The sequence below is a fragment of the Pontibacillus salicampi genome (assembly GCF_042434395.1).
In the GTDB taxonomy this organism is placed as follows: Bacteria; Bacillota; Bacilli; order Bacillales; family BH030062; genus Pontibacillus; species Pontibacillus salicampi.
This window is the reverse complement of record NZ_JBHLTP010000011.1, coordinates 299,964-325,792: the sequence shown is the minus strand read 5'-3', so window position 1 is coordinate 325,792 and position 25,829 is coordinate 299,964. Positions and strand designations below refer to the sequence as shown.

Annotated in this window: 21 protein-coding genes; 14 read left to right on the top strand and 7 right to left on the bottom strand. The window is 40.6% G+C overall.

Translation table 11 applies throughout. The annotated features are described in order from the left end of the window. Positions 1-92: 92 nt before the first annotated feature. Together ACFFGV_RS13740 and galE are read left to right on the top strand one after the other, a co-directional pair. Positions 93-935: a glycoside hydrolase family 191 protein gene (locus tag ACFFGV_RS13740; RefSeq protein WP_377348825.1), complete on the top strand. Its 843-nt coding sequence runs from the start codon at positions 93-95 to the stop codon at positions 933-935. Between the two features lie 156 nt (positions 936-1,091). Beyond that, complete coding sequence (galE, locus tag ACFFGV_RS13735) at positions 1,092-2,117, top strand: UDP-glucose 4-epimerase GalE (RefSeq protein WP_377348823.1); 1,026 nt, start codon at positions 1,092-1,094, stop codon at positions 2,115-2,117. A gap of 207 nt (positions 2,118-2,324) precedes the next feature. Here galE and ACFFGV_RS13730 read toward each other — a convergent pair whose 3' ends face one another. Next, entirely contained in the window at positions 2,325-2,507 is a 183-nt protein-coding gene (locus tag ACFFGV_RS13730; protein ID WP_377348821.1) for a hypothetical protein, read from the bottom strand. Positions 2,508-2,766: 259 nt separating this feature from the next. Here ACFFGV_RS13730 and ACFFGV_RS13725 point away from each other — a divergent pair, with 259 nt between their 5' ends. Continuing rightward, complete coding sequence (locus tag ACFFGV_RS13725) at positions 2,767-3,189, top strand: cell wall hydrolase (RefSeq protein WP_377348819.1); 423 nt, start codon at positions 2,767-2,769, stop codon at positions 3,187-3,189. A 344-nt stretch (positions 3,190-3,533) separates the two neighbouring features. After that, positions 3,534-5,009, top strand: a complete 1,476-nt coding sequence (locus tag ACFFGV_RS13720) for a flotillin family protein (protein ID WP_377348817.1) — start codon at positions 3,534-3,536, stop codon at positions 5,007-5,009. Positions 5,010-5,230: 221 nt separating this feature from the next. Here the strand turns inward: ACFFGV_RS13720 and ACFFGV_RS13715 are convergent, their stop codons facing one another. Then, positions 5,231-5,797: a glycerol-3-phosphate responsive antiterminator gene (locus tag ACFFGV_RS13715; protein WP_377348815.1), complete on the bottom strand. Its 567-nt coding sequence runs from the start codon at positions 5,795-5,797 to the stop codon at positions 5,231-5,233. Between the two features lie 321 nt (positions 5,798-6,118). On the opposite strand from ACFFGV_RS13715, the gene ACFFGV_RS13710 reads away from it, so the two are divergent. From ACFFGV_RS13710 to ACFFGV_RS13695, 4 genes are all read left to right on the top strand, one after another. After that, on the top strand, positions 6,119-6,895 hold the full coding sequence (locus tag ACFFGV_RS13710) for an SDR family oxidoreductase (protein WP_377348813.1): 777 nt from the start codon (positions 6,119-6,121) through the stop codon (positions 6,893-6,895). 58 nt (positions 6,896-6,953) lie between these two features. Next, positions 6,954-8,393, top strand: coding sequence for an FGGY-family carbohydrate kinase (locus tag ACFFGV_RS13705; RefSeq protein WP_377348811.1), 1,440 nt, complete (start codon positions 6,954-6,956; stop codon positions 8,391-8,393). 30 nt (positions 8,394-8,423) lie between these two features. Next, positions 8,424-9,866, top strand: coding sequence for an FAD-binding oxidoreductase (locus ACFFGV_RS13700; protein WP_377348809.1), 1,443 nt, complete (start codon positions 8,424-8,426; stop codon positions 9,864-9,866). A 286-nt stretch (positions 9,867-10,152) separates the two neighbouring features. After that, positions 10,153-11,739 carry a BCCT family transporter gene (locus tag ACFFGV_RS13695; RefSeq protein WP_377348807.1) on the top strand — a complete coding sequence of 529 codons (1,587 nt, stop codon included), beginning with the start codon at positions 10,153-10,155 and terminating at the stop codon, positions 11,737-11,739. Positions 11,740-11,886: 147 nt separating this feature from the next. On the opposite strand, the gene ACFFGV_RS13690 is transcribed toward ACFFGV_RS13695, so the two are convergent. The 5 genes from ACFFGV_RS13690 to galU all read right to left on the bottom strand — a co-directional run bounded on the left by ACFFGV_RS13690 (position 11,887) and on the right by galU (position 18,478). Continuing rightward, the gene (locus tag ACFFGV_RS13690; protein WP_377348805.1) at positions 11,887-13,758 is read right to left on the bottom strand and encodes an LTA synthase family protein; all 1,872 of its coding nucleotides are present in this window, start codon (positions 13,756-13,758) and stop codon (positions 11,887-11,889) included. Positions 13,759-14,601: 843 nt separating this feature from the next. Next, positions 14,602-15,174, bottom strand: coding sequence for a hypothetical protein (locus tag ACFFGV_RS13685; RefSeq protein ID WP_377348803.1), 573 nt, complete (start codon positions 15,172-15,174; stop codon positions 14,602-14,604). A 115-nt stretch (positions 15,175-15,289) separates the two neighbouring features. Continuing rightward, complete coding sequence (locus tag ACFFGV_RS13680; protein ID WP_377348801.1) at positions 15,290-16,261, bottom strand: NAD-dependent epimerase/dehydratase family protein; 972 nt, start codon at positions 16,259-16,261, stop codon at positions 15,290-15,292. 4 nt (positions 16,262-16,265) lie between these two features. Continuing rightward, on the bottom strand, positions 16,266-17,585 hold the full coding sequence (locus ACFFGV_RS13675) for a UDP-glucose dehydrogenase family protein (protein WP_377348799.1): 1,320 nt from the start codon (positions 17,583-17,585) through the stop codon (positions 16,266-16,268). Then, entirely contained in the window at positions 17,582-18,478 is an 897-nt protein-coding gene (galU, locus tag ACFFGV_RS13670; protein ID WP_377348797.1) for a UTP--glucose-1-phosphate uridylyltransferase GalU, read from the bottom strand. The genes ACFFGV_RS13675 and galU overlap by 4 nt, the downstream gene beginning before the upstream one ends. 280 nt (positions 18,479-18,758) lie before the next feature. Here galU and ACFFGV_RS13665 point away from each other — a divergent pair, with 280 nt between their 5' ends. The 6 genes from ACFFGV_RS13665 to ACFFGV_RS13640 all read left to right on the top strand — a co-directional run bounded on the left by ACFFGV_RS13665 (position 18,759) and on the right by ACFFGV_RS13640 (position 25,775). Further along, a complete protein-coding gene (locus ACFFGV_RS13665; protein ID WP_377348795.1) occupies positions 18,759-19,856 on the top strand; it encodes a CotS family spore coat protein in 1,098 nt (365 codons plus the stop codon). Then, complete coding sequence (locus tag ACFFGV_RS13660) at positions 19,853-21,427, top strand: glycosyltransferase family 4 protein (protein ID WP_377348793.1); 1,575 nt, start codon at positions 19,853-19,855, stop codon at positions 21,425-21,427. The genes ACFFGV_RS13665 and ACFFGV_RS13660 overlap by 4 nt, the downstream gene beginning before the upstream one ends. A 348-nt stretch (positions 21,428-21,775) precedes the next feature. Then, complete coding sequence (locus ACFFGV_RS13655) at positions 21,776-22,564, top strand: LysM peptidoglycan-binding and 3D domain-containing protein (RefSeq protein ID WP_377348791.1); 789 nt, start codon at positions 21,776-21,778, stop codon at positions 22,562-22,564. A gap of 261 nt (positions 22,565-22,825) precedes the next feature. Continuing rightward, positions 22,826-24,028: an alanyl-tRNA editing protein gene (locus ACFFGV_RS13650; RefSeq protein ID WP_377348789.1), complete on the top strand. Its 1,203-nt coding sequence runs from the start codon at positions 22,826-22,828 to the stop codon at positions 24,026-24,028. 404 nt (positions 24,029-24,432) lie between these two features. Further along, complete coding sequence (locus ACFFGV_RS13645) at positions 24,433-24,912, top strand: hypothetical protein (protein WP_377348787.1); 480 nt, start codon at positions 24,433-24,435, stop codon at positions 24,910-24,912. Between the two features lie 98 nt (positions 24,913-25,010). Continuing rightward, positions 25,011-25,775 carry a C39 family peptidase gene (locus ACFFGV_RS13640; RefSeq protein WP_377348785.1) on the top strand — a complete coding sequence of 255 codons (765 nt, stop codon included), beginning with the start codon at positions 25,011-25,013 and terminating at the stop codon, positions 25,773-25,775. Positions 25,776-25,829: the final 54 nt, after the last annotated feature.

The following is a 25,829-nucleotide window of genomic DNA, read 5'->3' as shown; positions in this document are numbered from 1 at the left end:
TATGAAACAATATGTAAAAACATGGTATAATAATCTTGATGTGTGAATGTTTCCTGGTATGACGCTATTCTAAATATAATGGAGGATTACAGATGAAATGGATTTATATAAAGTCGGGTTTTCTGTGCGTGCTACTCATTTCTTTCCTGCCCATCCCCAGCTCAGTTAGTTTGGCTGACTCCAATCCACTTTCCACTGTAGCAAATTACAAGATATATTATGATTCTCCAACTACTCAAATACTACTAGAAATGAAGGAATATGATTTGGTTATTATAGAGCCAACACTCTATTCAGGAGAACAAATAGATTCAATACAACAAAGCGGTACTAAAGTATATGGGTATATAAATACAATGGAAGCAGATGTTTGGAATACAGAAATAACCAAGAAGCTTCAACCAGATGATTATTTCTATCGCGCAAACAAACGGGTATATTATGAAAAGTGGGATTCTTACTTAATGGATCTAACATCCTCCCATTATAGGTCTATCCTACTCCAGCATATAAAAAGCCACATTGTGCAGAAAGGACTAGATGGAGTCTTCCTTGATACGGTCGGAAATATAGATACCGAGCATTCCTCTACACCTGATATTTGGAAGGATCAGGTTGACGGCATGCTATCTCTTTTAAAGCAAATAAAGGAGCAGCATCCTAATCTATCTTTAATCCAGAACTTTGGGTTAGAAACCTTCCAAAAGCATACCCATTTTTATATGGATGCGATTATGTGGGAGGATTTTCACTATTCTGTCGTCTCCAAGGACCAATGGTCAAACAATCAAATAGCTTCTTTACAATCCCTACAACAAAACAATCATTATGTAGTACTAACTGTATCCTTTAGTGAAAAGAAGAAGAGCAGCAACTATGCAGCGAGACACAAATTTATCCATTTCCACACTAGTAATGGCTTTAATAAGTGGTAGGATTTAGAAATATTTTCTCAAACAAGGAAGTATGTTTGAAGGTAAAAAGGGAGGAATTTTAGTAAAATAGCCATTTTTTCTTTTGTAAAGCAGCTTAAACTTTGATAGATTTTCCATATTAATACATAAGCAAGCTTTATGTTAGGGGAGTGTAATATGGCTGTTTTATTAACTGGAGGAGCGGGGTACATAGGTAGCCACGCATGTGTCGAGCTCCTTGAACAAGGCTATGAAGTAGTAGTGGTAGATAATTTTATGAATAGTAGTATGGTAGCCCTAGATCGAGTGAAATATCTTACCGGGAAAGAGATGACGTTGTGTTACATCGATCTATTGGATGAAGAAGGATTGGAGCGTGTTTTTCAGAATCACTATATTGAAGCAGTTATCCATTTCGCTGGATTAAAGGCAGTAGGGGAATCTGTTGCGTACCCGCTGAGGTATTATCATAATAACGTTACAGGAACGCTCACCTTAATTCGGGTGATGGATAGGTATGATGTAAAAACGATGATATTTAGCTCCTCTGCAACAGTGTATGGAGAACCCGAGACGACGCCAATAACAGAGGATTTTCCATTAAGTGCTACAAATCCGTATGGTAGGACTAAATTAATGATTGAAGAAATTTTATATGATCTATCTCAATCTGATTCGAGCTGGAGTATTACAATATTACGCTACTTTAATCCAATAGGAGCCCATCCGAGCGGATTGATTGGTGAGAGTCCTGATGGAGTTCCTAATAATCTTCTTCCTTATGTGACGCAAGTAGCTGTAGGAAGGCGTCCAGCCGTTCAAGTATTCGGGAATAACTATAATACAGTTGACGGAACGGGAGTACGGGACTATATTCATGTTGTAGATTTAGCGATAGGTCATATACGAGCAGTGGAAAAAGCAAATTCAGCACCAGGAATAAGAGCATATAACTTAGGAACAGGCGAGGGATATAGTGTTCTTCAAGTTATTGAGGCCATGACAGAAACGACAGAGATACCTATACCTTTTGAAATTGTAGGACCTCGTTCAGGGGACATCGCTGAGTGTTATGCTAATCCACAAAGAGCTAAAGAGGAATTGCAATGGGAAGCAACTCGTACTTTATATGACATGTGCAGAGATGCATGGAGGTGGCAATCAGAGAACCCTTATGGCTATAAAGTGAGAGTATATGCCTAACAAAAACAAAGGCTAACATTAATACGCTTGGAGAGAATTTACTGTTCCTCTCCAAGCTTTTTTCATGCAATAGATTTGCCCAATCAGAGGCTAAATTCTCCTCTAACAGCTATTGCCCCCACATAGACCAATAATGAGATTAGAAACGCACCAAACAGTATAGCTCCTATCAGACCTGTTTGACCAAGTACTTGAATATAATGATTGTCATGCCATAGCAAGGATTGCCATCGCTGCGGTGATCCAGCCCATTCGTTTTACATCATTTTGGATGCCAGCTAAGTCGTTTTCCGATGAAATAAACAAGGTAGAACCATAAGAAGGCTCTCCATTGAGAGACAATGAAGAGACAATGGCAATAACTGCTACCTCATTTATTAGAGCAATCATTCCACCAAATTCGCAAAATAACAAATAAAAATCTCAAACCATTCCAACCGAAAAAACGTTTGGAATGGACTTCTATTTTGTACAAATAAATGGATAAGGATCGTACATAAAACAACCTCCGTTACCCTTTTTTACAACGGCTGAATTCGTATTTGAAAAAAATATTTTTAGCTTGGCAAGTTATTCTCAATTTTCGTCTATGTGCATAGTGTATAAGATAATGTGACAGCTAATAGAAAAATTCTCCTGGAGGGATTGCATGGGTGTTATACGAGCAACGAAAGCGGACAGGAAAGTGCTAGCCAGGCTGATGAGGGCAGAGGCTGAGGGAGAAGGCGAATTGGGCATGCTGATGGTCGGCAACACAGGAGTCAATCGTGTAAAGGTGCGTTGTCTTGATTTTAAGGATATAAATACCGTGAATGAAATGGTGTACCAAAGTCCCGGCGGATTTGAAGCCACACAGAAAGGATATTTCTATCAACGAGCGCGGGAGAAGGATATCCGTCTTGCCAACAAAGTAGTCAAAGGGGAACGGTTTCATCCTGCACAATTCTCCCTTTGGTTCTTTGCACCGGATGGGAACTGTCCTCAGCAATGGTTTGGGCAGCCCTTTGAAGGTAAATACAAAACCCATTGCTTCTATAAGCCGACCTATGCTGATTGTAAAGAGGTCTTTTAATACAAACTGTTTTTTCAATATCCCTTTTACTAAGGGATATTTTTTTCTGCGTCAGCCATTGATTTGGATAATTTTGTATTGCGGTAGAAAATGAATTTGGAATAGGATGGTCCGTTTCTTTTTGGGACTGAAAAGAGAAGCATTCCTAACAAATTAACTCTTTTACTGCCATTACTAACTAATAACTCCAAGTCAAACCTTCTGTTATACTCCATCTACATAAACTTCCAAAGACTGTGAACACAACTCAAGTAAAAAAAACAATATAGTAAAAATATTCTGAAACGTTCAGGTCACTTTATTCGGTATGTAAGAGGGAAGGAAATAAATTTTAGGAGGATTTCATGTTTAACGGTGCTATTGCGCTCATTTTATTTAGTATTATCGGTGGAATTATTATCGTTGGAGGAATTGCAGTATTTATTATTTTCCGTGTCCGCTACAAAACCGCAAGTTCCAATGAAGCATTAATTGTAACAGGACCTAAGTTAGGGGATCCAGAAAAGGAAAGAAATGTGTTTGAGGATGAGAATGGAAGGTCTATGAAAATTATTCGTGGTGGCGGCTATCGGCTGAGAATGTTCCAAACGGCTACGCCAATTGACTTAACTTCATTCCAGCTTCAAGTGAATTCTGAGAAAGCTTATACGAAGGAAGGTATTCCTGTTCGAGTAGCCAGTACGGCAGTCATTAGTATTGGGAGCGAATTACATATCATGGCTAATTTCGCTGAGAAGTTCTTAGGCAAAGAACAGGAAGAACGGGAGTCTGAGCTGAAGGATGTATTAAATGGGCACTTACGCTCTATTATAGCATCCTTACCAATTGAGAAGATATATAACGATTTTAAAGAGGTTAACACGCAAGTGAAAAATATTGCCGAAGCTGATTTAAAAGGTATGGGTTTTGAAATTACTTCCTTTGCCTTAAACGATGTGGAAGATGTTGATGAAGAGAATGGGTACATTGATGCTTTAGGTCGGCCACACATTGCTGAAGTGCAGAAGAAAGCAGATATGGCTGAATCAGATGCGGAAAAGGATACTCGCATTTATCAGGCGAAAAATGATCAGGAAGCTCAAAACGAAGAGAATCGACGTCAAACAGCAGTAGCAGAATCCACGAAAGAAAAGGATATTAAAGAAGCGGAGTTCCAAAAAGAAACGAATCGTGCCAAAGCTAACGCAGAGCAAGCAGGTGAAATTGAGCGTCAGAAATTGAATCAGCAAATTAAGGAAGAAGAGTTGAAGGTTGAATATATTGAAAAGCAGCGGGCAGTAGAATTAGAAGAGGAAGAAAATAAGCGTCGTCGTTCAATTGCCGATGCGGAGGCATATGAAACGACGAAGCGTGCCCAGGCGGAAGCAGATCAAGAGCGCATTAAAGGGGAGTCAGAAGCAGAGGTTATTCGTCAGCGAGGTATTGCAGAAGCGGAATCCAAAGAGCGGATGGCAAAAGCAATGGAGAACTATGGCGAAGCAGCGATTATGGAAATGCTCATAAATGTACTGCCTGAATATGCGGAGAAGGTCTCTGCTCCTATTTCTCAAATTAAGGACATGAAGGTCATTGATATGGGTGGCTCTGATTCAAGAGGGGGATCTGCCAAGGTAGCAAATAGTGTGACTTCTACCATGCTAGGTATTCAAGAGTCATTGAAAGAAACAACAGGAATGGATTTAAAAGCACTAGTAGAAAGCTATGTGTCCAGAGGCAGTGTAAATAACTTTGATTTAGCACAGGGTAACCAATCCTATCAAGAAACCTCTGCTGCTATGGAAGAGAAAAAGTCACAGGGGGAAACTGAACCAGAACAATAGAAAGAGATAAAAAAAACGGCGCTGGGCCAAAATTATATTACCCAGCTCTAAAGCCAAATGATATGTAACAAATAGAATGGATACAGAAAAATCCGAACTATTTCAAAGTATAGTTCGGATTTTTTATAGGCTAAAGCACTTATGTACCAGCACCTTTGTTGTCATTGGGCTTAAACATTTTTATTATTCCTGTACACATTTATAAAGCAACAGTAGGACGCTTATAGGTTCCATACGTCCTGATTGGTGGAGGAAATACCGACTGCACCTGCTCCGAGAGCTGTTACAACGTCCTCTTTTTCACAGACAAGACCACTTGCGATAATGGGGAGGTTAATTTTATCCTTTACCCAGCCGATTGCTTTAGACATTCCGCCTGGCAGCACTTCAATACAATTTGGATTAGAGTTTGCAATTTGCTTATCCATGCTGTGAAAGGAGAAGGAATCGATTAAGAAAAAACGATGGATGGTATAGAAGCCATAGTTTTTGGCGGCACGAACCATTGGGGCTTTGGTGCTTATAATGCCATCTGTTGAGGTGTTCTTCTTTAGAAATTGCAATACAACTTCTTGATTAGACGAGCCTTCTAAAAGGTCAATATGAACAAAGGCAATTTTACGGTGGTCCTTTACGTGCTGAACTAGCTCATCAATATTCATTATGTTTCCAAACAGAATGAATATGATATGACAGTCTGTTTTAACCGCTTTATCTAGTCCGGCTTTGTCCTTTACGGCAGCAATGATTGGATTTTCTTCGAGTGCGTTTTTTATTTCTTCTTTCATGATTTTCCCCTCATTCCCTGTTAGGTTGATGATAATTATATTATATCTGAGAGAATAATGAAAGTTTACTAGAATAAGGGAGCTGCTTAGAACTCCTTCATAGTGCACGTTCCGTCGGTAGGAAAGAAGTTGTTTCCAGAGGACATGTTGTCTTAATTTCTTCATTTGATTTGACAGAATAGTGAAGGAATTCTATACTAATAGATACTTAAGTTACTAGAGCCGAGAGAAAAGTAACTTCCCCTGGCGGAAGTGTGCTTTTCTCTCTTTTTTTTATGTTTTTTTAGATTGCAATGTTGGCACGTGTAGGAGGAGTATAGGATGAATATTACCGAGTTTACGATGGATTTCTTTTCTTTACAGGGGAAAAACGCAATTGTTACTGGAGGAAATACCGGGCTAGGTCAATCCTTTGCGCTCGCTTTGGCAAAGGCAGGAGCAAATCTGTTCATTCCAAGTCTAACTGACGATGATGGTCAAACTAGGGAATGGATTGAAGCAGAAGGCGTGGAAATGGAGTTTATGGAAGTGGATATTACAGAAAAAGGAGCTCCTAAACGAATTATGGACCGCTGTGTACAACGATTTGGTTCTGTAGACATCGTTGTTAATAGTGCTGGACTGAATAAAATTGCCTCTGTGGAAGAATTCGGTCGTGATAAATGGGACCCAATGGTGGATGTTAATTTAACGGCTGCCTTTGAGGTAAGTCATGAAGCTGCTAAGAAAATGATCCCTCAAGGCTATGGGAAAATTATTAACATTTGTTCGATGTTTTCATTCCATGGTGGTCAAGGCTCTCCAGCTTATGCTGCGACAAAGCATGGTTTAGCTGGTCTGACGAAAGCGTATTGTGACGAGCTAGCTCAGTACAACATTCAAGTGAATGGTATAGCACCTGGGTATTATGCCACAGCATTAACAGAAGAAACGAGGAATGACCCGGAAACAAACGAGAAGGTGCTCCAGCATATTCCAGCTAATCGCTGGGGGGAAACGATGGATTTAATGGGTACCACCATCTTCCTTGCTAGTAAAGCATCGAATTATGTGAATGGCCATATTCTGGCAGTTGATGGCGGTTACTTAGTAAGATAATTCTTTAACAAAGAGAGCAAAGAGAACTAGCATACTTTTAAAAGGAAATGTGATAGCAATGACCAAGAAATACATTATCGGTGTCGATGGCGGATCACAGAGCTCGAAAGTAGTAATTTTTGACTTAGATGGGAACGTCATCAGTGAAGGAAAAGTGAATTTAAGGCCAATGCACACTCCTGAGCCAGGCATCGTCGAGCATCCAGACGATGATTTGTGGGATTCCATATCACAAGCAAGTCAACAAGCGATGGAGGCTTTTGCAGGTAATAAAGAGGATATTATTGGAATTGGTTTATGTACAATCCGATTTTGCAGATGTTTATTGAAATCAGATGGGACGCTTGCAGCTCCAGCCTTAAGCTGGATGGATGCCAGAGTATCTAAACCTTATGAACATCGTAACGATGAGGTCAGTTATGTAACAACGACCTCTGGATATATAACACATCGCTTGACAGGGGAGTTCAAAGATACTGCTGCCAATTACCAGGGGATGTGGCCAATAGATACGGATACGTGGGAGTGGAGTGAAAGCCAAAAGGTATTTGATTATTATAATATCCCTCGAAGCATGCTGTTTGACCTTCAATATCCAGGCACGATTCTTGGAAATGTGACGATGGAAGCTGCCAAAGCAACCGGTTTTCCAGCTGGCATCCCTGTAGTTGCGACTGCAAATGATAAAGCAGTAGAAGCTCTTGGGTCTGGCACATTATCGTCCTCTAAGACGCTAATTTCACTTGGTACGTATATCGCTCCCATGGTGCATGGACAAGATAACCCATCTCATACAGAACATTTCTGGACGAATTTCTCGGCGATTCCGAATGAATATCTTTATGAAGGAAATGGAATTAGGAGAGGGATGTGGACGGTTAGCTGGTTTAAGAATCTTTTCGGAGAAGAGTTTGTCCAGCACGCCAAAAATTATGGAATGACAGCCGAAGAGCTCCTTAATCAAGAAGCGGAACTGGTTCCAGCCGGCAGCGATGGCTTGATGACAGTGCTTGATTGGCTGGCACCATCCGAAGAACCATATAAAAAGGGAATGATGATTGGTTTTGATGGCCGTCATTCCAGAGCACATATGTACCGATCCATTCTAGAGGCGATAGCATTAACGATGAAAACAAATGTCGACAGGATGAAAGAAGAGCTTGGCATTACAATAGAAAATCTTGTGCTGACTGGGGGAGGTTCCAATGGAAACCTTATGATGCAAATCTTTGCAGATGTATTTGGACTCCAAACCTCCAGAAATGTCGTAAACGGTTCAGCTAGTCTTGGCTCAGCGATAAGCGTCGCAGTGGCACTTGGTGTGTATAATTCATATGAAGCAGCTATTCTTGCAATGGTACAAGTGGAAGAGACGTTTCATCCTGATGAGGAAAAGCACGCTTTTTATCATCGCATGAATGAAGAGGTGTATCAGCATATTACTGCCTATACGGATGGTATCTTAAAAAAATCATACGCTTTATTTCATGAATCATAATCTATCATTCTAATAAAGGAGTTTTTCAAAATGGCATTAAGCAGAGAGCAAATTGTTCAAGATGTAACAGAAATCTTATCCAACGAACAGGTTATTACAGACGAAGAGGTTCTAAAGCGAAACAGTGTAGACCGTTTTCGTAAATTCGAAGATATCCATGGAATTTACACACAGCCGCTTCCTGCAGCAGTTGTAAAAGCAAGGAGTGTAGATGACATTTCTAACATTCTTGCTTATATGAATGAACATAATATAAATGCTGTTCCAAGAACTGGTGGCTCTGCTACAGAAGGCGGATTAGAAACAGCCGTTGAGAATTCTCTTGTACTGGACGGCTCAGAAATGAACGATATTGTAAACATCGATCCGTACAACATGCTGGCAACCGTTCAATGCGGTGTCCCATTAGAAATACTAGAAGATAAACTTAGAGAACAGGGACTAACTACTGGTCACTCTCCACAATCTAAACCATTGGCTCAAATGGGAGGATTAGTTGCCACGAGAAGTATCGGACAGCTCTCCACCCTATACGGTGGTATCGAAGATATGGTTGTTGGCTTAGAGGCAGTCTTTCCTAATGGAGAAGTAACTAAAATTAAAAATATCCCACGGCGTGCTGCAGGACCTGATATCCGTCACGTAATTATTGGAAATGAAGGAGCACTTTGCTATATCACAGAGGTAACGGTAAAGGTGTTTACTTATACACCAGAAAACAATCAGTACTATGGATATATTCTGGATGATATGAAGACAGGCTTTGAAATTTTAAGAGAAGTAATGGTGAAGGGCTACCGTCCATCTGTAGCAAGGCTATATGACCCTGAGGATGCTCAAGATCATTTCTCCCACTTTTCAGAAGGTAAATGTGTTCTAATCTTTATGGCAGAAGGACCACAGCCTATTGCCGAAGCAACAGGGCAGGCTATTAGCAATATTGTAGCGTCTTATGGGGAAACAAAGCAGGTAGATAGCAGTCTGATTCAGAATTGGTTTGAGAACCTTAACTGGGACCCTTCCAAAGTATTAGAAGAACGGGAAGAGATAAAAGAAACGAATAATATCGGCTTTACGACGGAGGTCTCTGGATCCTGGAGTGTTATTCATGATATTTATCAAAACTGCATCGAGCGAATTCGTGCAGAAATTCCGCACATCACGATGTTGGGTGGTCACTCTTCTCACAGCTACATGAATGGAACGAATATGTATTTTGTGTATTATTACGATTTAGTAGACATTAAGCCAGAGGAAGAGATTACAAAATATCATTACCCTATCAACAAAATCATTGTTGAGGAAACGATTAACGCAGGCGGTTCTATGGTACACCACCACGGAGTAGGAAAGCATAGAACACCTTGGATTAAAGAAGAGTATGGCTCATCCTATTATATTCTGGAGACGTTAAAGAAAGCCTTTGATCCAAATGGAATCATGAACGCAGGTACTATTTTCCCTAAAGAATAATAGATGGTAAGGAAAACCGGATAGAAGGATGTCACTCTATCCGGTCCCTTGCTTATCCATAGGTTAAAAGACAACCATGCTTTCCCTTCTTAACTAGAGTATAGATTATTGTAACCGTTTTCAAATTGGTGAGGTCTGAGAATGGAATGATTTAGTAGTTCAGGATAAATTAGCTGTTTATTCTTGCATGGATTAAATGCTAAGAACACGCAACAGAGGAGAGGTGGATAGCACAGATACGACTTTGCATAAGTTGTTCAGAATATTAAAACAGGAGGAAATCATATTGAGTAAATTGAAATCAATTAGACCGTTAGTATTTTTCCCAGCATTTATATTACTTGCTGTTACTATTATATTAAACTTTGTTAATTATGAGTGGTTCCTTGGCGTAACCACTGCTGCCAAAGACTTTATGGTTGTTAAATTAGGTTGGATGTTTAGCCTGGCTGGGCTGATTTGTGTAATCCTGGTAGCGGCAACCTATTTCTCACCACTTGGAAATGTAAGAATAGGTGGGCCAGATGCCAAGCCACTATTAAAAAAGAAATCCTGGTTTGCTATTACTCTAACGACTACTATTGCCGCAGGGATATTGTTCTGGGGTACAGCTGAACCAATATGGCATTTAGCTAACCCGCCTAAATCTCTAGGTATTGAACCAATGTCACCAGAGGCAGCCATATTTGCTATGGAAACCTTGTATTTACACTGGACCTTTATTCCATATGCCTTTTATTCTCTCCCTACCATTGTATTCGCTTTCGCCTACTATAATATGAAACGGCCGTTTAGTATCGGCTCCCAAATTTCACCTGCCTTTAAGCGATATAATCAGGATAAGGCGGATGTTATTGTAGATGCAGTGATTTTGTTTGCTGTATCCGCTGCAATCTCTTCCTCTTTTGGAACATCGGTAATGAATATGGGAGGTGGAATAAACTCCTTATTTGGAATAGATAACGGTAAGGCTTTATGGGTTGGGATTACGATCTTTGGAACGATTGCTTTTATTATTTCCTCTAGTACTGGACTGATGAAGGGCATTCGAGTACTAGCAGATATTAATATTTATTTGTATTATATTATTATCGCAGTACTCATCTTATTAGGACCAACCGTGTATATGTTTAGTACAGGAACCGAAAGCTTTGGAGGCTTTCTAACAGGATTCTTTGAGAAGGCTCTATTTACCGGCTCTGCCGCAGACGATAGCTGGGCTTCAGATTGGACAACCTTCTATTGGTCTAATTGGATGGCATGGGCTCCTGTAACCGCTGTTTTCTTAGCGAGAATTGCTTATGGATATCGTGTTAAAGAGGTTATCATGATGAACTTTGTCATCCCTGGCTTTTTTAGTGTCTTATGGATGACAGTGCTTGGCGGATCAGCGATTAACTTTCAAATGACTGGTAAGGTAGACATTCTCTCCATAATGAACGAGCAGGGGTCGGGCGCTGCTGGTTATGCAGTGTTAAGTAATCTTCCGTTCTCTGGTATATTAATCGCTCTATACTTAGTAGCAGTCTTTATATCGTTTATAACTGCTACAGACTCCACAACGAATGCTATGGCAAGTATAAGTACGCAGGGTATTACAGAAGGACAGCAGGAAGCGCCTGTGTTTATCAAAGTAGTGTGGGGGCTAGTTGTTGGAACGGTGGCATTAATATTCATCTCTACATTAGGCATCGATGGGATTAAGATGCTATCGTATCTTGGAGGGTTTCCAGCCTTGTTCCTGGGTATTCTCAGTATTATCTCATTAATCTTCATCATGCGGAACCCTAGTCAATTCAATAAATTTCCACAAGGAGCTGTCCAATCAAAGCCGACGCAGGATGCCCAATCCAATCAAACGATTGACAGCTAATGAAAGGGACCGAGCAATCGGTCCTTTTTGCTTGTACTTTGAATAGGGGAGGGCTGTTAGGTAATTGTGGTTCTTCAGGTTCGAACCTGCCAAAAAGCTAAGAGTATAAATAAAGCCGAATGGACATCATGTCCATTCGGCTTTGTATTATTCTTCATCCTTAAAGCGAAGCAGGTCTCCGTACACAACCTTATCCGATAGGTTTAGCTCTGTTTGAGCATCCTCTTTTAAATCATCGCAATGTGTACCTTCTACCTCTTCGCCAGAATCGTGGTCATAGCATATTCCGGATTCTCCATCATAGAGATAGTCTTCCGTAATCATACTACCATCACGAAGAATGGCATCACTTTCTCTGTCTGGTGCCAGCAGATCGGTACCAAATTGAATATCATTCTCTGTTTTTACACCAAGTAAATTTAATATAGTTGGCTTTAAGTCAATTTGACTTCCGATTGTTTCCATCTTCTTGCCTTCCAGACCAGGGGAGTGGATAATCAATGGTACGCGTTGTAATTGTGTGTGTTCATACGGGCGAATTTCCGTACCCATAATTTCCTTCATGGCACGATTATGATTTTCGGAGATGCCGTAGTGATCTCCGTAAAATACAAATACAGTGTCTTTATATTCGTCTGCATCTTTCATGCTTTCAAAGAATTTCTTCAATGACTCGTCCATGTAACGAGCTGTTTGGAAGTAACGGTCTACCGTACCGTCTCCTGTATTGGTCTGATCAATCATCTTGTCTTCTTCTTTGTTTAATGTGAATGGATAATGGTGTGTTAACGTAATGAATCTTGTGTAATATGGTTCTTCTAGTCCTTGTACCATTGGGATGGACTGTTCGAAGAAAGGAATATCCTTTAATCCATAGTTTACCGAAATATCATCTGTTACGTTGTAATCCTTCTTCGAGAAGAAGCGATCGTACCCAAGCGTTTCATACATAACGTCACGGTTCCAGAAGCTATCATGGTTACCGTGGAAGACTGCTGATGTGTAGCCTTCTTCCTTCAAAATATTAGGTGTTGCATTTAATTCGTTACCAGCATTAGTTGTAAATACTGCACCTCTTGGTAGTCCATATAGGGAGTTGTCAATGATGAACTCAGAATCAGACGTTTTCCCTTGACCGGTGTTGTGGTAGAAGTTGTTAAAGTATAATGAGTTTTTGTCGTTTATAAGATCGTTTAGGAATGGTGTAACTTCTTTTCCATTCACTTTTTTATTAATTACAAAGTTTTGCAGTGATTCCATAGAAACAAGAACAACGTTTTTCCCTTCAGCTTCTCCGAAGTACTCACCGGGCTCAGCCTTTTTTGAGTTTAAATAGTTGCGAACCTCAGACAGCTCACTACTTTCAGCGAAAACACGGTGTTTCTGTGTATTAGCTGTCATGACACTGTCATACAGGTGGAAGTTATAAACGCCCATTAATTTAACAAACATAGCACGGTCAAATGTTCTAGTCAGTAGCTGTGGACGTTCGCTTTCTGCCATACCAAGGTTTACACCAAGTGCCATGATGGCGGAAGCAAATACAAGCCCAATCGTTCGTTTTTTAAGAGAAAGATTTAATTCTGTACGTTTTACAACAGCCCATGTTATGAGAATAGCAATGTCGAGCCAAAACAATAGGTCAGTTGTGAGCATTAACTCACCAGCACTGCCACCTAACTGCCCGAAGTTTTTATATTGCATCAATACCGGAATGGTAATGAAGTCGTTGAAAAAACGATAGTACACCACGTTGGCATATAGGACAAACGACATGATGAAGTAAAGCGTTAGGAATGCTTTCATTCTCTTTTTCTTGGAAAATAGGAAACTAAGTCCCAGGAAGAACAAGATAGATCCTAGCGGCGCGATGGCAAGAATTATCTCCTGGAAGTTATTCTCAATGTTTAATGAAAACGAAAATTTAAAAGCGAAATAGGACTTTACCCATAAAAATAGCGTTGCTATTAAAAAGAAGAAAAGACCATTTTTAGACAACTGTTGAAGTCTATTATTCATTTTTATACTCCTTTATCCATTATTGATGTATCAAGCATATTCAATATTGGTTTAATAATTCTTTTACATTTCATACAACTTAAATTAACATACCCTTCTGAACACCCTATAAAACTAGCGTTCTAAAAATGCTCATCACTAAGATTGTAAATGATTTGAGTTGTAATGTTAAGGGTTTGTAAATTTTAGATAAACGTAATTATATAGCAAATACGGAAATCAATCAATGATTATATGGAAGGATGTTGTGGATATTTTTGGTCCTATGGTTTTAGAATGCGCTTTATTAGCTGCTAATATGGGACTAAATGGCAATGTATCTTTTTTGTGAAATTTAGGCGTTCTATCCTGTGTATTACATAAAGAGAATGATAAAAAAGATGGAGGGACCAACATTTACTTGTACACATCGTTCCATCATATTTATGTAAGTAATATACAACCTATTGTTAGCTGGTGAAGGATATTACTCCAGTGAGTAGAAATAGAAGTACAAGTAGCAGTAACCCTAAATGGATGAAGAGAGGTACCTTTATTTAGAAAAATTTATCTTCCAAGTGGACCTTTCTGTTTCCATCAACACTTATATAAGGAGGAACAAAATAGAACACTAGAATGAGGGGAAAGAAAAATTGATAATAGGAAAAATGGCAGGAGAAGCATGATAAGCGTGATGTACCTTTGGATGTTGAAAGGGAACGCTTGAATTGGAGCTGTGGAATGGGGGCTTCATTACCATTGACCAATTGAAGAGGAGGTAAGACTACACTTACTATGCCGCCGTTCATACTGCACATAAAAGAACCCCAGCAATATTGCTGGGGTTCGGCTATTATATTGACGTTACACGCGCATTAATTCCAACTCTTCCTCTTCATCCCAGTAAGTGCAGCCTTCAAAGAAGGCATCTTCCATACAAGATTGAAGTATTTCTGGTAATTGTGCTTCTAATAATTCAGCGTCCATAATCTCAATACGCATGCCACCAACAAGCCCGCGGAATATTACTCTTTTGTCCTTGTTCACGTATAGTCGCCCGATTTCCTGTTGAAGACCAAGAGAATCGTGCTGGGAGTAAAACATGATTAACCCTGTAATAAACTCATTGCGAGAGGTGTCTAATGCTATTTTCTTCCAATTAGTTGTTTCCTTTAGTGCATCAATGCCTGTTTCTGTTATTAATTCAGGGTCTCGAAGTATAGACACATCATCAAATTTTTGGATACCGAATCGACTGTTGTACGCTGCAACACTTACATGTTTTTCCTCGAGATTCAGATAAACATCCTCCTGCTCCATAAACACTTCATTCACGTACTCTCTCATCATGTCAAATACTTCTTGGGTGTTTTGCTCTACGCTGTTTTCTAATTCGAATACAGCTTTCTTTTCGTCCAATAACTCACGAATATTCACGATTGATACACCCTCCCTAAATAGTTGGTACATATGCTGTATAGCCAGATTTAGAGAGCATGAAACCATTATTTACTAATATTTTGAATTTTTAGAACTTTGGTATTAGTATTGTTTAGATAGATGAATAATATTGCTTATACCAGTCGACAAAATGTGCTAATCCTTGCTCAATAGAGACTTTTGGTGTGAAATTAGTAACGGTTGATAAGGAGTCAATATCTGCGAAGGTCGTTTCCACATCTCCTGGCTGCATAGGAAGATATTTCTTAATAGCTGTCTTCTGTAATTCTTTCTCTAGAACGGTGACAAAATATTCTAATGTGACTGGATTGGTGTTCCCTATATTATGGATGGTATAAGGTACAGACTGTGAAGACGGTTTAGGGAGAAGGCGATATACAGCTTCAACGACATCATCGATATAGGTAAAATCTCGTTTCAAATTACCATTGTTATAAAGAAATATTGGCTTTTGCTGTTCAATTGCATTAGTAAAGGAAAAATAGGCCATATCTGGACGGCCCCACGGACCATAGACGGTAAAAAAGCGAAGGCCGGTAGTAGGTAGTTGATAAAGGTGACTGTACGTGTATGCTAGCAGCTCATTTGCTTTTTTCGTTGCTGCGTAGAGACTGACAGGAGTTTCGGTGCGGTCAGAGACAGAAAAGGGGATTTCTTTATTAGCACCGTACACCGAACTTGAGGAGGCGTATAGCAGGTGGGGGATAGACTGTTTGCGGCAGCACTCGAGAATATTGGTGAAACCAATTAGATTTGATTGTATATACGTATGTGGATTTTCAATACTGTAGCGTACTCCTGCTTGTGCGGCTAAATGAACTACAGTAGAGAAGGAGTAGGTGTGGAATAAGTGGTGCAGTAATTCTAGATTTTCTAATGATCCTCTAACAAAGGTGAAGGAAGGGTCTTTTTTTAGATGGTGGAGGCGATCCTCTTTCAAATTGGTATCATAGTAGTCGTTCACATTATCTAAACCAACTACATGCCAGCCCTCCTCTAGCAGTTTTCTCGAAACATGGAAGCCGATAAATCCTGCGCACCCTGTTACAAATATAGAATTCATGAGGTTATCCTCCTTTCTGAGTGTCATTTAATCCAACGCCATCATAATAAAATCCTAGCTTCTTCATGACAGAAGGTGAGAGCGCATTTCTTCCATCCATTACGATTGGCTGCTTCATGTTCATTTTGGCCTTCTCCCAGTCCATGTGTTTAAATTCCTCCCATTCGGTTACGAGTAGCGCGGCATCAGCGTTTTTTAAGGCATCATAGGAAGAGGAAGCGTAGTACAATTGGGGGTGGAGATTTTTCACATTTTCCATTGCCTGTGGATCATAAACGGAAATAGATGCGTTCCTTTGTGTAAGCAGGTGGATGATTTTTAAGGAAGCTGCCTCTCTAATGTCATCAGTATCTGGTTTAAAGGATAGACCTAGTAAGGCAATCTTTTTTCCACCCAGGTTGTGAAGAACTGCTTGCAATTTATTTACAAACCATTCTGTTTGAGTCTCATTAATTCTCATCGTAGCTTCGAGCAGGTGCATCGTTAACCCCTGCTGTCGAGCAATGGCTTCTAGTGCTTTGACATCCTTAGGGAAACAAGAGCCTCCATACCCAATACCTGCATTAAGAAAAAGAGAACCAATACGTTTGTCTAAGCCAATACCTTCGGCGACATGTTGTACGTTAGTATTTGTACGTTCACAAAGTCTAGCTAGTTCATTTACATAAGATATCTTCATCGCTAAAAATGCATTGGAGGCGTATTTAATCATCTCTGCATTCTCAATGGTGGTGTAGATAACCGGACAATGCAGGTCATGATACACAGCTTTCATTATGTGCCGGGCACGATCGGAGCTAGTACCAATTACGATTCGGTCAGGATGAAGCGCATCATAAAGTGCTTTTCCTTCCCGTAAAAATTCTGGATTGGAAACAGTGTCCACCATAAGGTCAACACCACGCTCCGATAATTTTTGGCGAATAAGCTGATTAATCTTCTCTCCACTGCCAACGGGTACGGTACTTTTGGTAACCACGACTAAATCTCTTTCGGTATAGCTGCCTATTTGCTCAGCAACAGCATCGACTGCAGTGAGGTCTGCTGATCCGTCAGCTAAAGAGGGAGTACCGACTGCGATGAAGACGGCATCACTTTCGTTGATACAGTCCTCTAATTGATGGTGGATCGAGAGCTGACCGCTTGTTAGGAACCATCTTAGCTTCTCCTCAACTCCATCCTCATAAAATGGCAGCTTTCCTTTGTTAAGCTGATTTACTTTAGCTTTATTTATTTCTACAATATGCACGGTATGCCCACTGGAAGCCAATGCAACACTCGTTGTAATGCCAACATACCCTCCTCCGACTACAGTAATTTTCATTTATTGTCCCCCTTTTTCTTGTCAGCCTTGACTAAGGACTTAATATAGGCAAGAACTTCCTCTTGAAACTCCTCTCTTTCTAACGCAAAGTCTAGAGTTGCTCTAATAAAACCAGCTTTATTGCCGATATCATATCGTAATCCGTGAAATAGATAAGCGAAAACAGCTTGCTGGCTATTGAGCTGCTTCAGAGCATCCGTTAATTGAATTTCGCCGCTTTGATCCGGAAGTGTCTGTTCTAAGATAGGAAAAATTTCAGAACGTAAAACGTAACGTCCCATGATGGCATAACGGGACGGGGCCTTATTAGGGGAAGGTTTTTCAACTAGCGTGTGAATATTCAAAAGGTCTTCCTCGATGAATGCGCCCTTCGGCTCTACAATACCGTATTTAGATACTTCCTCCTCTGCTACTTCCTGTACCCCGACCACAGTGGAATGGTAGCGTTCAAATACGTCTAACAATTGCTTAAGACACGGTGTGGGGGAATGAATGATGTCATCCCCTAGCAGCACAGCAAAAGGCTCATCGCCAATAAAGCTTCTTGCACAATAAATCGCATCCCCAAGTCCTTTGGGCTCCTTCTGCCGTACATAATGGATATTGGCAAGGTTGGAGATGTGCTGAACCTCTTCCAGCATATCTAGTTTCCCTTTCTTTTGAAGTGTCTCCTCCAATTCATAGGATTTATCAAAGTGATCTTCCATAATGCGTTTGTTTCTCCCACTTACAATAATGATATCTTCAATTCCAGAAGCAATCGCCTCTTCTACGATATATTGGATTGCTGGTTTATCGACGATGGGCAGCATTTCTTTCGGAAAGGCTTTAGTCGCTGGAAGGAATCGTGTTCCAAGCCCAGCTGCGGGAATGATTGCTTTTCTTACTCTCATATAGCTCTCCCCTCCTTTATTGGATGTGTTTTTATAGTTATATGAAATAAAAAAAATAGTGATTGAGGCATTAGGGTATATTTCTCAAATTTTTTAATAAATGTGCGGTGGGAAAAATCCCATTCTGCCTCATAACTAGTACGAAAATATGTATTTGACATATCGTAATAAAAAGTATCTATTTACCAATAGAGGAGGGCAATCAACCAGCTGAATGGAAATCGGCAAACGTGTTGCTCTTTGAAAATACTTTTTTTCATATTGTCAAGGAGGGAATCGTATGGAAAATCACATTGTTCCATGGGAGGTAGATGAACTCGTCGACGATTTTTTTGTACCAGATTATATCGTCGCAATCGGAAAGGAAGTACTAACTCAGTATGATTTTACTGTTTCTAGTATGGACATCGTAACTACGAAGCCGGATAAGGGTGGGGCTATATGGAAGATTGAAACAAATCGTGGCCCACTTAGCTTTAAGCTTCTCCATAGACGGCCGACCCGAAGTTTGTTCAGCCTCGGAGCCCAGGAATATCTTGTCGATGAAAAAGCGGCAAGGGTACCTCCAATTGTGAAGACGAAGGATGGGAAGAATTTCGTCGAAGCTGGTGATAAATTATGGTTTGTGGCGGAGTGGATTGAGCCGCTCGAGCCAGTAACAAAAGATCTAGAAGGCGCAAAGCAGCTTTGCTACGCTTTAGGAGAGTTTCATCGTCTTACGAAAGGCTATCAACCACCCAATCAGGCGGAGATTGCATCTCGTATTCATAAATGGCCTAGAAACTATGAGAAGGTTGTCTTGAAATTAGATTGGTTCCGTAATATAGCAAGGCAATATCCAGAAATGCCAGCTAGCCAGTCCGTACTGGAAGTGGTCGATCAATTCCAGCAGCAGGCTAAGGAAAGCTATGAACGTCTCACCACCAGCCAATATGCACAGCTTGCATCAGAGGGGAACGCGTATTGGGGATTAGTACACCAGGATTACGGGTGGTCCAATGCCCAGATGGGTGAGAACGGAATGTGGATAATTGACTTGGATGGAGTTGCTTTTGATATTACGATAAGAGACCTCCGTAAATTAATTACCGGTACGATGGCCGATTTGTTTGCGTGGGACGCTACGTGGGTTCGGGACATGATCCAAGCGTATCATGCAGCAAATCCAATTTCTGAAGAATTGTATGAAGTGTTGATGATTGATTTATCTGTACCAAATGAATTTTATAAGAATGTTAAAGAAATGGTGTATGACCCTGAATTATTTTTAGACGAACAGGCAAGCGAACTTATCCGAACCATTGTTGCTCTGGATGAAACGAAGTGGCCTGTTCTAGAAGAAATCAAAGATGATTGGAAAGGAATGAATCCATCTTGAACATCTTAATGATATGCACAGAGAAACTTCCTGTTCCGCCTGTGTTAGGGGGAGCAATCCAGACTTATATAGCTGGAGCTCTTCCGTATTTAAGTAAGCAACACACCATAACCGTACTCGGCGTCAATGACCCTTCCTTACCAGATGAAGAAATGATAGATGGCGTTCGTTATGTGCGAGTTCCCGGAAAAGTGTTTGAAGTTTATAGAGAAGCTGTTATGTCCTTTGTAGCAACAGAAACATTTGATCTTATTCATATCTTTAACAGACCACGTCTTGTCCTACCCATTCGAACGGTAGCCCCCCAAAGTAAAATTACGCTAAGCATGCACAACGATATGTTCCAGCCTGCTAAAATAGATCCTGATATGGCAACAGCTGCATTGAATGAAGTTTCTCGAATTGTAACAGTAAGTGATTACGTTGGGAATGTCATCCGCGAGCTGTATCCTCAAGCTGATCAAAAAATCAGTACCATTTATTCTGGTGTTGATATTAACCGATTCCTTCCCGGGGATCATAGCAAGATGAAATCTGTCCGTAATCAGCTGCGACGTGAGAATGATCTAGAAGGTAAAACGGTCTTATTATTTGCGGGACGCCTGTCGAGGAATAAAGGTGTGGATAAACTGGTGCAGGCACTTCCTGAGCTAGCTAAAAAGCATAAAGACCTCGCACTTGTTATCGTAGGAAGTAAATGGTTCAGTCAAGAAGGGGTAACAGATTATGTAGCATATGTACGCGCTTTAGCCAATCGCTTGCCAGTTCCAGTAGTGACAACGGGGTTTATCTCTCCAGCTGATATTCAGCAATGGTATGCAGCTGCTGATGTGTTTGTCTGTACCTCCATATGGCAGGAGCCTCTTGCACGGGTACATTACGAAGCAATGGCGGCTGGATTACCAATTGTAACTACAGCTAGAGGAGGTAACCCTGAAGTTATCGTAGAAGGGGAAAATGGATTGATTGTAGAAGACCCAACAGACCCTAACCAATTCGTTAATAAGGTAGACCAGGTGCTAAGTAATCGCTCTAGTATGAAGAAAATGGGTCAATATGGTAGAGCGATGGCGGAAAGCAAATTTACGTGGGACCGGGTTGGTGCACAAATTTTAGAAATGTGGACCAGGGCTGTTACAGAAGAAGTTGACTTAGAAACAAATGTGGAACTAGAAGCTATTGTAGAATACACTGAGCCAGTAACGACAACAGCTACTCCTTCAGCACTACGTATGGAACCGGTTAAAGCAAAAACAAATCAGGAACCAATACAGGAACCAATGAAAGAAGAGAAAGTTAAAAACCAACCTACAAAACCAGAGCAATCAGCTCCGGTACAAGATGATAAACAACAGCATCAAGAGGAAACAGTAAACACAGTGGTGTCTAACTCCGTTAAGCTTCATTACAATGTGGCAATTGATATTTGGGGCGACCCATTATCCAGACAGCCAGATGAGGACGACTGGGGTAGGGAAGATGATGTTTGGGGAGATGAAGCCGTAAACGAACTGAAGGAAGATTGCTGTGATAATTGGGAAAAACAACCTGTTAATCCTTTCGATAAATAGGAGGAAAGCCTTGCAATTATACTTGCAAGGCTTTTTCAATACATAACTCAATAGCAAAAAACTAAAAAATATTCCTTATTTACATTTACTATCCTGCAATGATAGCAAGTCTGAGCCTTGCTATTATGGGACTATGACACTAATGTAACAACGTTGTAACTCGTGAAATGTAATTGTTGTCGTTCTGTTATTGGCTTGTGATATATATGTGTTAAAGTAGGTTTTGCGTTGAAACGGAAGGCAAAAAGCTTTCCGGCACATTCATATAAAAAATGGTCGTGACAGAGAGCTTTACGAAAATATTAAAAATCTATTGAAATACAATTCATCTAAGGAGGTCCACTCATCATGAAAAAAACAGTTCTTTCATTAGCAGCAGTGGCAACAATTACAGGAGCAACTACAGTATCAGCGAGTGCTCAGGACGTTACAGTAAATAAGGGTGATACTCTATGGAGCATCGGCCAAGAAAATGGTATTTCTGTAAGTCAGCTTAAAGAAATCAACAACTTAGATTCTAACATCATTTATCCTAGTCAACGTTTATCCGTTGATGGACAAGCTGAAACCTCAAATCAACAAGCCCAATCCAGCCAGTCCTATACGGTTAAATCTGGAGATACTTTATGGAGTATTGGACAGGAAAATGGAGTAAGTGTAGCATCTCTCAAATCTTGGAATAATCTAAGCTCTAGCTTGATTTTCCCTGGCCAAGAACTAGCACTTAACGGTTCTACTTCTACGGAAGGTGAAACAGTACAGAAGCAACAAAGTCAGAGCAATCAAGCAGAAGCTACAAATAATAACAACAATGCAGAACAAAAACAATCAAGCCAAGAACCAGAAGGTAAGACGTACAACATGGAAGCAACAGCATATACGGCTAATTGCGATGGTTGCTCCGGTGTAACAGCGACAGGAATCGATCTAAACGCTAACCCTAACAAGAAGGTAATTGCTGTGGATCCTGATACTATCCCTCTAGGCTCTGAAGTATATGTAGAAGGCTATGGTAAAGCAGTTGCAGGCGACATCGGCGGCGACATCCAGGGCAACCGTATTGATGTATTCATGAAGAACCATTCTGAAGCAATAAACTTCGGTCGCCAAACAGTAGAAGTAACAGTACTAGACTAATAGATTAGTAACAAATAGATAGACAAAAGAAGACGACAATATAATAGAAGAAAAAGGGTGGTTTCCATAAAGGGAAATCATCCTTTTTTTGTATTCGATACAAGACGAAAAAGGGTGCATTGATATGGATAAATAAGCAGGTGCTTCCACTAATAAAAATATGGAACACGAAAAGTTGTAAACTTACGTCCCTGCCTGTATAAAATAACACTGTATCATGCTACGCTAATAGCAAGTGTAATAAAGATGGAGGACTGTAGAATGACGAGAAAATTGTTTTATGAGGATGCATATGTAACGGAATTTACTAGTGAAATAATAAGATCTAGTGTGGATGAGGAGAACAGGGCTTTTGTGATATTAAAGGAAACTGCATTTTATCCTACTGGCGGTGGACAGCCACACGATACTGGAATGATTGGGGATAGAGAAGTACACGATGTCGAGGAAGTGAACGGAGAAGTACGTCATTACATAACAGAGCCATGGACTGACGATACGTTGAGCGTTATAGGGAAAGTGAACTGGGAGCGTCGATTGGATCATATGCAGCAGCATAGCGGCCAGCATATTCTTTCAGCTGTTATGCAGGATCATTTTGGTTTAGAGACGGTTAGTTTTCACCTTGGTACAGATACCGTTAGTATTGATTTAGCAACGGAAAGTCTTACGATGGAAGTATTGAAGGAAGCGGAAGCAAAAGTAAATAAAATTATTCAACGTCATGATCCTATTGAAACAAAATGGGTGACTGTAGATGTGGCAAATGAATACCCGCTACGAAAAAAGCTAGCAGTTGAGGATGATGTGCGACTGGTTATCATCCCTGAAGTGGATTATAACGGCTGTGGAGGAACGCATCCACGTAATACAGCAGAAGTAATGTCACTTAAGCTGTTGGGATGGACCCGCCAAAAAAGACAGGTTCGATTAGAATTCGTATGCGGGTACAGAGTGTTAGAGAAGCTAGGGGAAAAGCATCATGTCCTGAACGAATTAAAACAAGTACTCAGAAGGCCTGCAGAAGAATTGGTAAATGAAGTGGACAACCTCTTAGCTTTAAATAAGCAGAAGGATAAACAAATTAAGGTATTAGAAAATGAACTTATTTCCTTTGAGGCTAAAGAGCTCGTCGGTCGAGCAAAAGAACAAAATGGCTGGGTTCAAAGTACATACGAGGGTAGATCTATTAAATCTTTACAAGCACTTGGGAAAGCGATAGTTCAAGAGACAGCTGATGTACTTGTCATATTAGTTAGTGACCAGGGAGAGCAGCTTCAGTTCGTGCTGGCCAGAGGGGAAGAAAAGGATGTTAACCTGAAAGAGGTTGCTATGGAGGTAATGACTCTTATAGATGGAAAAGGTGGCGGTAAACCAGAATTTGTCCAGGGCGGTGGGCAGAAATTAATGGAGGCTGCCCCATTTACAGACCGGATTCGGGAAATTGTACAGTCACATATATGATGATAGAGCCAACCCTCCTGTAATAGGTGGGTTGGCTTTTTGTATAATGCAGCCTGTCGGGGATAAACCTGGCGCTATCGCATTTCGGGGTTGTCCAGCTGCAGCGCCAATCCCCTCGGGGTCTTAAGCCAATCCTCTCTGTGGCAGGAAACGCCACGCCGAGGCTTGACTTAAGCCTGTCGGGGATAAGCCTGGCGCTTTCGCATTTCGGTGTTGTCCAGCTGCAGCGCCAATCCCCTCGGGGTCTTAAGCCAATCCTCTCTGTGGCAGGAAACGCCACGCCGAGGCATGACTTAAGCCTGTCGGGGATAAGCCTGGCGCTTTCACATTTCGGATAATTTCCTTCTTTTGCTCTAGTATATTTTCTAGAGTCTCTCTATATAGTTTTAGTAGGGGGGATTTGGATGAAATTTGCTAGAGTGGTTAGTGGTGCGCCGATTGAGGCTTTGTTGAGGGAGTCCGAAGTGCTGCCTTTTTTACAGCAATTATGCTCTCGCATGTTCGGATTACCTAATATGAATAAAAACGAGCTTCTTGCTTTCTATAGAGATATTACTAGAGTGGAGTCATTTGTTCATTCTATGTCTGATAGAGATAAAGAATTGCTTATCATTAAAGTGAAGGCCATGATTGAAACGAAAGAGTTGATGAGTCAAGTTCATTTTCAGCCTGTCCAAAGTGTGATTTTCTCGATTTTAATTCTGTTGCTTGGGAGGCAATCAGGGGCGATGGGATGGGTTATGTACCTTATTCTTTTTGTTTTTGGTATTGTAATTCCCTTTGCATCATTCTTTAGCTTGTATCAGCATCAGCAAGAGGTGCAAAAACGCGAAGCGCTATTCACATTACTTCATGTGCTGGAATCAAATCAGAACACCCAATAGGGCTGCCCTTATTTCCATTTAAATGACAATAAACGACACTATTCCTAGATGGAATATGGTACGTTTTTCTCAAATAGGAATGGAAAGGTTGAAAACGCATGAAGCAATTGTTTTTTCTGCTTGTAATCAGTTTGTGGGGGATTATTATATGGAGCATCTGGGGTGCTGGAGCTACTAAAGGGGAAGAAAGGACGGATATGCTTTATGCTAATGGCCATCCCATGAAATACACGCCTAATCGAGTTTCTTTAAGTGCATACCCTTCTACTGTATTAATACACGCACCACATGTGGAGCAATTGCCCGAATTACCGAGAGGATGCGAGGTTACTTCTTTATCCATGCTGCTGCAACATGCTGGTCAAGAAGTAGACAAGATGGAACTTGCTGAGAAAGTGCCAAAGGTTCCTTATGTAAAGGAAGGAGTACATGGAAATCCGAATGACGGCTTTGTCGGTAACATGTATGATTACAAAGAAGCGGGTTTATCTGTATATGCAGGTCCTATTACTAAGCTTGCAGAGCAATACATGCCGGGACAAGTAGTCAATTTGTCAGGAATGGATTTGGAAGGTATGAAGAAAACGCTCCTTACAGGTTCTCCTATACTAGTTATTCTAGCAAGTACATATGACACTGTTCCAGAAGACACGTGGCAAACATGGACTACAAGTAGTGGGGATATCCGAGTATCAAGAAAAATTCATTCCGTCCTTGTCACAGGGTATGATGAACACTTTGTGTATGTAAATGATCCCCTCTATCCATTGAAGCATCGTCCTATTGAGCGTAATGGGTTTGTAACTGCATGGCAGGAGTTCGGCAATCAAGCTGTTGCGTTAATTGGACTCGATCAAGGGTGAATGCTTTTTCCAGGAAGCAATCTTTTCTACTTTTTTGCTAATATATTGAAGAGG